Genomic DNA, 11,567 nt, shown 5'->3' with positions numbered 1-11,567 from the left:
GCCGCCCGCCGCGCCCGCTCACCGCTCGAGCGGTACGGACCTGCGAGGATGCACCGGTGGACAGTTCAGGAAAGATCAGCGTCTTCCTGCTCGACGATCATGAGATCGTCCGCCGCGGCCTACAGGATCTGCTCGAGGCCGAAGGCGATCTCACCGTGGTCGGCGAAGCGGGCACCGCCGCCGAGGCCCTGCGCCGCATCCCCGCCGTCCGCCCCGACGTGGCGGTGCTGGACGTCCGCCTCGAAGACGGTGACGGCATCACCGTCTGCCGCGACCTGCTCTCCGACCTCCCCGACCTCAACGTCCTCATGCTCACCTCCTTCGCCGATGACGAAGCCCTGCTCGGCGCGGTGCTCGCGGGCGCGAAAGGCTATGTCCTCAAACAACTCAGAGGCCCCCAACTGGTCGACGCCATCCGCCGCGTAGCCGCCGGCGAATCCCTCATCGACCCCGCCACCGCCAAGGACCTCACCGCCCGCCTCGCCCGCACCCCGGAGATAGCCTCCCCCCTGGCCGCCGCCGACCTCACCGACCGCGAACGCCAAATCCTCGCCCTCATAGGCGAAGGTCTGAGCAACAAACAAATAGCCGCCCGAGTCTTCCTGTCCGAGAAAACGATCCGCAACTACGTCTCAGCCCTACTCGCCAAACTGAGCCTATCCCGCCGCTCCCAAGCCGCCATCCTCGCCGAACACCTCCGCCACGAACACGGCGACAACTGGGCCAACTGATCCGCCCCGCTGGGGTGCGAGAACGGGGTGGCGGGGCGATACCGATCACGCCGGCGGGCCGGTGGGGCGAAAATCGTGGGTATGACCGAGCTTTCGCTGACCGATGCGCGCCGGGACGAGTTGGGTGCGCTGCTGGGGGACGAGGGGCGGCTGCGGGGTGAGTTCCCGAAGGTGGCCGACTATCTCGATACCGCGCCCAGATTGCCGGGGACCGGGGACGCGGCCGCCGATGCGGCGTTCGATCTGCGGTTCGTGCACTTCATGACCGGTGGGGACGAGATCAGCAGTAATCCGTACTGGGACATCGTCGGGCCGTCGGTGTCGGAGCGGGACGGTGTGGCGGTGGTGGATGGCGGTCGGGCCACGGGGAGCGCGCGGCTCGGATACGCGCAGACCATTCTGCAGGCCGTGTACGCCTATGCGATTCCCGCGCCGCACACGCTGCGCTGGGCGGCCGAGTTCTGTGCCGGGCGGTCGGTGCTGGAACTCGGTGCGGGACGGGGGTATTGGGCCGCGCAGCTCGCGAGTGTGGGACTCGAGGTCGCCGCCTATGACTCCGAGCCGCCGGATCGTGCCGTGAATCTGTCGTTTCCCGGAGCGTCCGGGCAGCGCGATACCTGGTATCCGGTAGGCGATCTCACCGACTGCGCGGCGCGCGTGTCGGATAGGTCCGGTGAGGTGCTGTTCCTGTGCTGGCCGCCCGGCTGGGGCAGCACCATGGCCTCGCAGGCGCTGACGGATTTCGTCAGCGCCGGTGGCGAGCGGGTGCTCTTCATCGGCGAGCCCAAGGGCGGCAAGACCGGTGACGACGCCTTCTTCGAGGCGCTCGCCACCGACTGGCAACTGGAATCCGAAGACGCGCACTACGTTTCGTGGTGGAACCTATCGGACGTCGCACAAGGCTGGGTTCGCAGCTGACGCGGCGCCGATGGGCGAAAAGGCGCTCATACCAGGGAGTTTCGTCCAACCGGGCCGCGGGCGTGATCGATCCGCCCGCAGGTTCATGCCCCTTGGGGCGGGTAGCGGTCAGGCCGTAGGGACCGGTTCGGTTGTCGGCTGGGGGTCGGCGGGTTCCGGGTCGGGGTCCAGGGTCATGCGGAAGACGAAGGCGGAGTAGCGGTCCAGGGGGAAGGAGATGTCGCAGGCCATCAGGACTCGGTCGTCGCGGGCCAGGAAGCGTTGGCGGACGTGTTTGACCAGGGCGCCGTCTGGGGTGTTGAGCCAGGCGGCGTGGGTTTGGGCGGGGAGTTGGTCGGCGATGGTCTCTTCGAGGAAGGCCGCACCTTCGGTGCCCTCGGTATCGAGCGGCTGGTAGGCGTCGGAGATGGAGATGGGGCGGCCGTCCTCGCTGGCGCGGGTGGTGATCTGGGTGATCTCCTCGCCGAGGTGGACGCCCAGGATCTCGGCGAGGGTCTCGGTGGCGCTCAGGCGTTTGCTGGTGCGCTCGACCTTCACCTCGCGGTCGGTCTCCTGGCCGAAACTCGTTTCGGGACTTTCCATTTGGCGTTCGGGCGCGAGTCGCACCAGGTCGATGCGGTCGGCGACGAAGGTGCCGCGGCGTTCGACGCTGCGCACCAGGCCCTGGCTGAGCAGTAGTTTCACCGCGTGCCGGACCACGATCTGGGAGACGCCGTTGCGTTCGGCGATCTCGGCGTAGCTCGGTAGCTGGGTGCCGGGCGGCAGTGCGCCGGTGCGGATCTGGCGTGCGTACTTACCTGCGATGGCCACGTAGGCGGGTTCTGGCATGTGCTCGGTCCTTCGAATCACGTTGTCCCCGTTCTCAACAATATTCCGTATACCCAGTTGCGGATGTGCAGTTGTGGATATACTCAACTGGATATACGCATTCGGTCCACGGGTAGATCGAGGGGGCGTCATGAAGTTTCGGCCGACCGCAGTCGGATATCTGCGCAGTGATGTCAGCGGCCTCCGGCAGGCCTGGGATGAGGACCAGATCCGCAAGCGCGCCCAGCGCCTGGGCTACGACTTCGCCAAACTGGTCATCGCGGACGCCCGCTCCGGGCGTCACCTATTGGCCGGTCTGAAGACGATCACCACTCGCCTGGACGCCGAAGCGATCATTGTTCCCAGCGCGCGGCATTTCGACGGGGCGACGGTGCCCGATGACCTGGTGCAGGTCGCCGATGTCATCACCGTCGATCCCGAGGAAACGTACGCGCGCTGGGCAATTCGGCCCCCGGCGGGTTTTCGCTGACTAGTTCGGCTGCGCCGCGGGCTGTGCCTGCGGCGCGGTGGTCTCCGGTGCTGCCACCGGTTTATCGGCCCACTTGGAGGTGCCGGCCGGAGCCTGCAGCGTGGTGAGCAGATCGATACCGGCGGCGATCAGCGTCGGACCGCCCACCGCGATCGAACCGAGGATGCCGCCGATGGTCGCGCCCGCCATGAATCCGGGCAGGCAGCCCGCGGCGATGGTGGCCAGGCAGCCGATGGTCGCGCCCAGTGCCGTGCCGACGAACGTGCCGATTGTGGTAGCCAGGCCGAACTGGGTGCTGAAGAAATTGAGCGCGCGCGTGTCCTCATTCGCAGACGCGATGGGTTTCACGGTGATCTGCTGATTGGCGTCGAGGCCCGCCGGTTTGTCGGGCGTGAGCACCAATACGGTGTTATTGCGCTGAATTTCCGGTTTGACCGGAACGTCGACCCCGGCCAAATGGAATTCGAGTGGCAGCGTGAGCAATACGCCGCCCCGCTCGTCTTTCACATTGACCACGTCCACCGTTCCGGCGGGGTCGGCGCCGGGGGTGTGGGAGAGCTCGAAAGTGCCGCCCTTGAGAGTGGTGACGACCGTTTTGTCCACCAGCTTCGCGGAATACGAAACATTCTGGGGTGCAGCGGGCTCGGCGTTCGCCAGGCCGGTTGCCGCGGTCAGTGCGCCGATTACGAGGGAAGCTGCCGCGGTGGAGCTGCGGAACGCCATGCGGTATCCAATCGTCATCAGGTTCAGGCAAAATCCAACCAGCGAAGCTTAGTGGAATACGCAGGGGCCGACCGGGTTTCGGTCGTAAAGGATTTCTGCGAGGAATGTCCGGAATTACCGAAAGAACTATTCACCTGACCGGTTTGCTGGCGTATCGCCGCACCGGATGCCCCGAATGTGCGCATACATCCCGAACGAGGCACACTGCGCACATGACCCTCAGGTACAGCGCGGGCGTGCTGCTCTTCCGCCGCACCCCCACCCTCGAAGTACTGCTCGGCCATATGGGCGGACCGCTCTGGGCCAAGAAGGACACGTCCGCCTGGTCCATCCCCAAGGGCGAGTACGAACCAGAGGAAGAGGAGCAGCGCGCCGCGGCCGCACGCGAATTCACCGAGGAACTCGGACTCCCCGTCCCCGATGGCGACTGGCTCGCCCTCGGGGAAGTGACCTACGGCAGCGGCCGCAGCCGCAAACAGGTCACCGTCTGGGCCGTCGAAGGCGACCTCGATCCGGCGCTGGTGGTACCCGGCACCTTCGAGATGGAATGGCCGCCGCGTTCTGGCCGCCTCCAGGAGTTCCCGGAGATCGACCGCGCCGAATGGTTCCCCCTCGACATCGCCCAGGAGAAGCTCGGTAAAGGCCAGCGCCCCTTCCTGGACCGGCTCGCCGAACTCGAAAACCAAGCCTGACCTGCCCGGACTAGTGGCTCACAGCAACCTCGCAGGCTGATCCCAGCTGAAGCCGTGGCGCGGTGGCGAGGGTGGATCGCATGATCGATACAGCTACTGCGCCGGGGTCCGGCGGTGCGCCGCCCGCGGCGCCGACGCGAGCGGGTCGGCGTCCGGCGACCACGCCCGGACCACTGCGGCGCGAATACATCTGGCTCGCACTGCTGCTGGTGGGCACCGGAGCCGCGTATCTATGGAATCTGACCGCCAGCGGCTGGGCGAATTCGTTCTATGCCGCGGCCGTGCAGTCCGGAGCGAAGTCGTGGAAGGCGTTCTTCTTCGGCTCCTCCGACTGGGCCAACGCCATCACCGTCGACAAGACCCCGGCCTCACTCTGGCCGATGGAGTTGTCCGCCAGGCTATTCGGCTTCAGCAGCTGGACCATGCTGCTCCCGCAGGTGCTGCTCGGGGTGGCGTCGGTGGCGCTGCTGTGGGCGGTGGTGCGACGGCACTTCGGGGCCAACGCCGGACTGCTGGCCGGACTCGCACTCGCGGTGACTCCCGTTGCGGCACTGATGTTCCGGTACAACAACCCGGACGCGCTGCTGGTCTTCCTGATGATCGCCGCCGTATGGGCCATGCTCCGGGCGCTCGACGACGGCCGCTGGCGCTGGCTGGTGCTGTGCGGACTGCTCGTCGGATTCGGTTTTCTGGCAAAGCAATTGCAGGTCGGACTGGTCCTGCCCGCGCTCGCGCTCACCTACCTCTTCGCCGGTCCGCCCAAGCTCGGCAAGCGCATCGCGCAGCTGTTCGCGGCCGGTGCCGCGATGGTGGCGGGCGCGGGCTGGTGGGTACTCATCGCCCAACTGTGGCCCGCCTCCGATCGCCCGTATTTCGGTGGCTCCACGAATAATTCGATCATCGAGCTGACCCTCGGATACAACGGCCTGGACCGGCTCGGACTCGGCTCCGGGAGCGGTAAGCCGGGCGGCGGCGGGGCTCCCGGCGGTGACCCGGGTGGTGGCGTGACGGCCGGTGGCGATCTCGCCGCTGGCGGCGATATGCCGCAAATGCACGGCGGCTTCCACCCGTTCGGCGGCCAGGCCGGAATCACCCGCCTGTTCAACGAGACCGTCGGCGGTCAGATCGCCTGGCTCATCCCGGCGGCGCTGATCCTGCTCGTGGCGGCAATCGTATTGCGCGGCAGGGCTCCTCGCACCGATGGCAAGCGCGCGGCGCTGCTGCTGCTCGGTGGCTGGGGGCTGGTGACCGGGCTGGTCTTCAGCTTCATGGGCGGCATCTTCCACGAGTACTACACGGTGGCATTGGCTCCCGCGCTCGCCGGAACCATCGCAGCCGCCGGTGCCGTGGTGTGGCCGCACCGCGAACGCCCGTGGGTGCGAGCGACACTCGTGCTGAGCGTGGCGCTGACCGCCCTGACAGCTTTTGTACTGCTCTCGCGCACACCGGATTTCGTGCCCTGGCTGCGCTGGGTGATCGTCGGCGTAGCAGTGCTCGCCGCAGCCGGTCTACTGCTGCGCGGCGGCCGGACACTGACCATCGCGACCCTGTTCGCCGCGCTCTTCGTCGGCCTGGCCGCGCCGACCGCCTACGCCGTGGAAACACTGCGCCTGCCGCACACCGGCGGCATCGTGAAGGCCGGTCCCGAAACCGATTCCGGCTTCGGGAAGTTCCCCGGTACGCACGGCGGCGACTCCGGCGATCAGGCTTCCGGCAGCCCAATGGGCGGTGACGAGAAGCCCGGCGACAAGACGCTGGCTCTGCTCGAACAGGACGGTTCGTCGTACACCTGGGTGGCCGCCACCGTCAGCTCCAATAACGCGGCGACCTATCAGCTGGCCGCGAACTACCCCGTCATGGCGATCGGCGGCTTCGGCGGCGGCGACGCCTCCCCGACCCTGGCGCAATTCCAGCAGGACGTCACCGAGGGCAGGATCCACTACTTCATCGCAGGTGACAGTCGTGGACCGGGCAGCTCCAGCACCTCGGAAGGTTCGAAGATCACCGCCTGGGTAAAAGATCATTACACCGCGACCGAGGTGGACGGGGTCACGCTCTACGACCTGACCGCGACCCCGAAGGCCGGGTGATATGAGGGGCGGTACGGGCCGGGTGGACCGGCCCGTACCGGTCAACCCGCTGCCGGTGTGGATCCCGGCCACGAGCGCGCCGGGATGACGGGACTTTTCAGCGAGGTGGCGGACTAGAGCCTCGGATCGATGGGCTCGGTTTCCAGGGCCAGGACGGCGAAGACGGCCTCGTGGACGCGCCAGAGGGGTTCGCCGGTGACGAAGCGGTCCAGGGCTTCCAGGCCGAGGGCGTATTCGCGCAGGGCCAGGGAGCGTTTGCCGCCGAGGCCGCGCTGGCGCAGGCGGGTGAGGTTGGCGGGGCGCAGATACTCCGGGCCGTAGATGATCCGGAGGTATTCCGGGCCACGGCATTTCACGCCCGGCTGGACCGGACGCCCACTGCGGGTGCCGGATCCGGTGACCAGTGAGCCGGTGGGTTTGACCACCATGCCCTCGCCGCCCGCCGCGGTGAGTTCGATCCACCACGCGGTGGCCGCGGCCTCACTGTCCGGGTCGGACAGGTCGACCGAGACCCGCCGGGTCGGGGTGAACAGTTCCGGATCGGCCTCGATCAGCCGATCGATGCGTTCCAGGTGCCAGTTGTGCTCGCGCACGGCGTAATTCGCGCCCTGCGCGGCCAGGATCTGGAACGGGGCCAGGCGCACGCCGTCGAGACCGTCCACGGGCCAGCAGTAGCGCCCGTACGCGGTCGTGAAGGCCGCCGCGTCGGCCTCCCGGTCCCGGGTGCGGTCGGCGAGATCGGTCACGTCCAAACCTCTCGCACCTGCGGCGGCCAGCACCTGGGCCGCCGCGCCCAGCGAAGCCCGGGCGGCCGCCCCGACCGCCGCGTATTGACTGCGCAGCAGTCCCAGCGCCTTGGCCGACCACGGCAGCAGTTCGGCATCCAGGGCCAGCCAGTCGGTGCCCAATTCCTCGAAGAGCCCGGCCTTCTCGGCCGCGGCGCGCACCCGTGCCAGCAGTGTCTCGGCCTGTTCCGGATCGTCGAAGAACGGCCGCCCGGTGCGGGTGTACACCGCGCCGGTACTGCCGTCGTTCACCCCGAACCGATCGCGGGCGGCGTCGGCGGAACGCGCCAGCACCACGACCGCGCGCGATCCCATGTGCTTCTCCTCGCACACCACGGTCTCGACGCCTTCGGAGCGGTAGTACTCGAACGCCTGCGCCGGATACTCCAGATATCCGTCGAGAGTCGATGTGGCGCAGGGCGACATGGTCGGCGGCAGGTACACCAGCCAGCGCGGATCGATGGCGAACCGGCTCATCACCTCGAGCGCCGCGCTGGCCGCGTCCTCCTGCACGCTCACCCGGGACAGATAGCGGGTCTCCACCACGCGGCGGCCGATCACATCGTCCAGGTCCAGTACGGCGGGATCACGATGCACCATGCCGATGCCGGGCACCACGCTCGGCGTCTCCAGCGGTCGCGTCGGCTCGTACCAGACCTGTTCCGCCGGAACGGAAACCGGTTCGCGTTCGGGATAGCGCAGCGCGGTGAGCCGCCCGCCGAACACCACACCGGTATCCAGGCAGAGCGTGTTGTTCACCCACACCAGTTCGGCCATGGGCGTGTGCCCGTACAGCACCAGCGCTTTGCCGCGATAGTCATTGGCCCACGGATAGCGCACCGGCAGCCCGTATTCGTCTGTCTCGCCGGTGGATTCGCCGTACATGGCGAATTCGCGCACCCGCCCGGAGGCGCGGCCGTGGAACTGTTCCTTCAGCCCGGCGTGCGCCACCACCAGGTTGCCCTCGTCCAGGACGTAGTGGCTGATCAGGCCGCGCATGAATTCCCGTGCGGTCTTGCGGAATTCGTCATCCTCGCCGTCCAGCTGCGCGAGCGATTCGGCCAGTCCGTGCGTGGTCCTGACCTTGCGCCCGTCCAGCGCCCGCACCAGTTTGAACTCGTGGTTTCCGGTGACGCACAGCGCGTTTCCGGCTTTCACCATGCCCATGACCAGCCGGAGCACACCCGGGGTGTCGGGACCACGATCGACCAGATCGCCGACGAATACCGCGGTGCGCCCGTCCGGATGCCGCGCGTCCACCGCTCGCCCGGCGGTATCGCGGGTCAGCGCGTAGCCGAGTTCGCCCAGCAGCGTCTCCAATTCGGAACGGCAGCCGTGGATATCGCCGATCACATCGAACGGCCCGGTCAGATCGCGGCGGTCGTTCCAGAGCCGCTCGTTCACGATGGTGGCCGCGTCGATCTCGGCGGTGCCGTGCAGCACGTGCACGCGCCGGAAGCCCTCGCGTTCCAGGAAGCGCAGACTTCGCTTCAGATCGCGCTGCTGCCGTGCCACCACATGCCGCCCGAAATCGCGATCGGGCCGGGAGGCATTGCGGTCCGCGCATTCCCGCTCGGGCACATCCAGCACGATCGCCACCGGCAGCACATCGTGCGCCCGCGCCAGCTCGATCAATTCCTGCCGCGCCTTGGGCTGCACATTGGTGGCGTCGATGACGGTGCGCAGCCCGCGCCGCAGCCGGACACCGGCGATGTGATGCAGCAGCGCGAACGCGTCGGGCGTGGCCGCCTGATCGTTCTCGTCATCGCTGACGATGCCGCGGCAGGCATCGGAGGACACGATCGCCGTCTCGCGGAAATGCTTGCGCGCGAAGGTGGATTTACCCGATCCGGTACTGCCGATCAGCACGACCAGGCACAGTTCGGGAATGGAGAGCTCAGCCATTACGCCGCTCCCTTCTCATCATTCGCGGCCCTGGTGAAGACCGCCATCTGCGTGGGCGGGCCGAGCTCCTCGTCGGGTATCCCGACGGGCTCGAATCGCACCCGATAGCCATAGGTTTCGCCGACTCGGCCCGCCCAGTCGGCGAATTCGGCTCGGCTCCATTCGAATCGGTGATCGCTGTGCCGGAAAGCGCCGTCCGCCATGCCCTCGTAGAGCGCGTTGTACTCCCCGTTGGGCGTCGTCACGATCACCGCACCGGGTGCGGCGGCACCGAATACGGACTGCTCCAACGCGTTCAGTCGAGGCAGGTCGACATGCTCGATGACCTCCATGAGCACCGCCGCGTCGTATCCGCGCAGCGAGGCGTCGGTATAGGTCAGCGCCCCTTGCCGCAGCGCCACCCGGCGCGTCTGCCATTCCGGCAGCCGGCGCATGCGGCGCTCCGCGATCCGCAATGATCGAACCGAGACATCAACGCCGACAATCTCATTGAACGACTTCTCCGCCACCAGCTCGCGCAACAGCGCGCCTTCTCCGCATCCGAGATCCAGCACCCGCTGCGCCCCCGTGGACCGCAGCGCCTGGAGCACGGCCGCCCGCCGCATTACCGCGAGCGACTGCACCGGCGCATCGGCCACGACCGGATCGGCAGATTCCGCGGTGCTGCCGGTCGTACCCGTATCGCTCGAGGCGTCCGCCTCCACGATGACATCGGCTGCGGTGCCGCGGGATTCGTCTCCCTCGGACAGTACGGCGGCAGCGGCTTCCGCCGTCGCCGCGGCCACTTCCCGCGCGAGGTCGTCGATATTGACATCCACCGCACCGAACGATTCGGGTTCGAGATCGTCCAGTTCGGCCAGCCGCGCCAGCGCCGCGCGCACCAGCGAGTGCCGCCGCGCCAGATAGCGCCGGGTGATCCAATCCCGCGCCGGATGGGTATTGAGCCAGCCCGCGCCGAAGCGCAGCAGTTTGTCGATCTCCGCGGTGTCCAGGAAGTAGTGCTTGCTGCCGTCGAGCACGGGCAGCAGCACGTACAGGTGCGACAGCGCGTCCGAAAGCCGAAGCGTGCCGGTCAATTCCAGCCGCAGATAGTGCGAGTCACCCCATTGCGGGAAGGCCGGATCCAGCGGCAGGGGAGTGGCCCGCACCGTCCACCCGAGCGGTCCGAAGACCTGTTCGGCGGCCTCGGCCCCGCCCTTGCACGGCACCGCGGGCAGTTCGACGCGCAGCGGCAGCGCGGTCTCCGCCAGTTCCGGCCGCTGCGCGCACCGCCCGTGCAGCGCGGAGCCGAATACCGACGAGATGGCGACGGACAGCAGCGATGACGCCGCGTACGGCCGATCGTTCACATACTGGCCGAGACTGAATTCCGTTGCCCCCTTGGTCTTTCCGCGCACCAGCCGCACCGGATCGATCTCCAGCAGTAGCGCGGCGGTGCAGCGATCGGCATCGGCCTCGGGATAGAGCACATGCGCCACCCCGTAGGACTGTTCGAACGTCTGCACCTTGCCGGGGTTCTTGTGCAGCAGATATCCCAGCTCGCTCGCCGCCCATTCGGCGTCATCGGGTCGGGTACAGGTAATCGTCAGCAGCACCCGTCGAATGCTTCCGTACCTCGACAAACCGGGCAAACACATTTCCTGTCGCCTACCCGGCCGCTATTCCCGCGAACCCGCGTCGTGTTGGGCCTCGACGCCGGAATTCGGGACAACCGTGTAGTTTCGGCCCGGTGCCGCACGCCGTGCGGCGTCGGGTGATTCGGTGCGAGGAGCGGGAATGCGCGTTGCGGGCAAAGCCGGTGTGATCGGTGCGGTGGCGGCGGCGGTGCTGTTGATGGCGGGCTGCGGCAGTGGCGATGACACCAAGGCGGCCGCGACGACCACGGCCAAGGCCACCTCCCCGGCCGCGGCGCAGACCGCGTCGAAGGGCCGCGAGTGCACCGCCGACGACATCAAGGTCGACGGCGGTTTCGGCACGGCCCCGACCATCACCATCCCGGACAGCTGTGATCCGCCCAAGACGCTGATCACCAAGGACCTCACCCCGGGCAGCGGCCCGGGCGCGCAGGCCGGTCAGAAGCTGACCATGAACTACACCCTGCTCACCTGGTCCGATAAGAAGAAGCTGGACAGCTCCTTCGATCGCGGTGAGCCCTTCGCGCTGACCCTCGGCGCGGGCGAGGTCATCAAGGGCTGGGATCAGGGCCTGGTCGGTGTGCAGCAGGGTGCGCGCCGCCTGCTGATCGTGCCGCCGGACTTGGGTTACGGCGCGGGCGGCCGCGGTATGAAGCCGTACGAGACGCTGGTCTTCGTGACCGACGCCGTCAAGGTCGGTTAGCTGACCGAAGGCCGTCCACCAGGGGGTTGCGACGGCCGGGACGCCGTACCTGTCCGGTACGGCGAGCTTTGCCATGACCGGTTATCAGG

10 protein-coding genes are annotated in these 11,567 nt (G+C 67.8%); 6 read left to right on the top strand and 4 right to left on the bottom strand.

Annotated elements, in window-relative coordinates; translation table 11 throughout:
- Nucleotides 1-56 precede the first annotated feature (56 nt).
- Together ACFC4D_RS35430 and ACFC4D_RS35425 are read left to right on the top strand one after the other, a co-directional pair.
- Nucleotides 57-731: a response regulator gene (locus ACFC4D_RS35430; protein WP_376069892.1), complete on the top strand. Its 675-nt coding sequence runs from the start codon at nucleotides 57-59 to the stop codon at nucleotides 729-731.
- An 81-nt stretch (nucleotides 732-812) separates the two neighbouring features.
- On the top strand, nucleotides 813-1,649 hold the full coding sequence (locus ACFC4D_RS35425) for a hypothetical protein (RefSeq protein WP_376069890.1): 837 nt from the start codon (nucleotides 813-815) through the stop codon (nucleotides 1,647-1,649).
- Nucleotides 1,650-1,757: 108 nt separating this feature from the next.
- Here ACFC4D_RS35425 and ACFC4D_RS35420 read toward each other — a convergent pair whose 3' ends face one another.
- The gene (locus ACFC4D_RS35420; RefSeq protein ID WP_376069887.1) at nucleotides 1,758-2,477 is read right to left on the bottom strand and encodes a GntR family transcriptional regulator; all 720 of its coding nucleotides are present in this window, start codon (nucleotides 2,475-2,477) and stop codon (nucleotides 1,758-1,760) included.
- A 130-nt stretch (nucleotides 2,478-2,607) separates the two neighbouring features.
- Between ACFC4D_RS35420 and ACFC4D_RS35415 the strand changes: the two genes are divergently transcribed.
- A complete protein-coding gene (locus tag ACFC4D_RS35415) occupies nucleotides 2,608-2,946 on the top strand; it encodes a hypothetical protein (RefSeq protein ID WP_364629470.1) in 339 nt (112 codons plus the stop codon).
- Here the strand turns inward: ACFC4D_RS35415 and ACFC4D_RS35410 are convergent, their stop codons facing one another.
- Nucleotides 2,947-3,687 (bottom strand): hypothetical protein, encoded by a 741-nt coding sequence (locus tag ACFC4D_RS35410; RefSeq protein WP_375955320.1) that lies wholly within the window; start codon nucleotides 3,685-3,687, stop codon nucleotides 2,947-2,949.
- 194 nt (nucleotides 3,688-3,881) lie between these two features.
- On the opposite strand from ACFC4D_RS35410, the gene ACFC4D_RS35405 reads away from it, so the two are divergent.
- Complete coding sequence (locus ACFC4D_RS35405) at nucleotides 3,882-4,361, top strand: NUDIX domain-containing protein (RefSeq protein ID WP_376069884.1); 480 nt, start codon at nucleotides 3,882-3,884, stop codon at nucleotides 4,359-4,361.
- Nucleotides 4,362-4,441: 80 nt separating this feature from the next.
- On the top strand, nucleotides 4,442-6,451 hold the full coding sequence (locus tag ACFC4D_RS35400; RefSeq protein WP_376069882.1) for an ArnT family glycosyltransferase: 2,010 nt from the start codon (nucleotides 4,442-4,444) through the stop codon (nucleotides 6,449-6,451).
- A gap of 113 nt (nucleotides 6,452-6,564) precedes the next feature.
- Here ACFC4D_RS35400 and ACFC4D_RS35395 read toward each other — a convergent pair whose 3' ends face one another.
- Nucleotides 6,565-9,141 (bottom strand): polynucleotide kinase-phosphatase, encoded by a 2,577-nt coding sequence (locus ACFC4D_RS35395; protein ID WP_376069880.1) that lies wholly within the window; start codon nucleotides 9,139-9,141, stop codon nucleotides 6,565-6,567.
- Nucleotides 9,141-10,736, bottom strand: coding sequence for a 3' terminal RNA ribose 2'-O-methyltransferase Hen1 (locus tag ACFC4D_RS35390; RefSeq protein ID WP_376069877.1), 1,596 nt, complete (start codon nucleotides 10,734-10,736; stop codon nucleotides 9,141-9,143). Before ACFC4D_RS35390 ends, ACFC4D_RS35395 begins: the two co-directional genes overlap by 1 nt.
- A 181-nt stretch (nucleotides 10,737-10,917) precedes the next feature.
- Between ACFC4D_RS35390 and ACFC4D_RS35385 the strand changes: the two genes are divergently transcribed.
- Nucleotides 10,918-11,478 carry an FKBP-type peptidyl-prolyl cis-trans isomerase gene (locus ACFC4D_RS35385; protein ID WP_375955311.1) on the top strand — a complete coding sequence of 187 codons (561 nt, stop codon included), beginning with the start codon at nucleotides 10,918-10,920 and terminating at the stop codon, nucleotides 11,476-11,478.
- Nucleotides 11,479-11,567 lie beyond the last annotated feature (89 nt).

Origin of the sequence: Nocardia sp. NPDC056000, from assembly GCF_042269265.1 — a bacterium.
Taxonomy (GTDB): Bacteria; Actinomycetota; Actinomycetes; order Mycobacteriales; family Mycobacteriaceae; genus Nocardia.
Note: the sequence above shows the minus strand (reverse complement) of the source record. Positions and strands in the feature narration are given on the sequence as shown.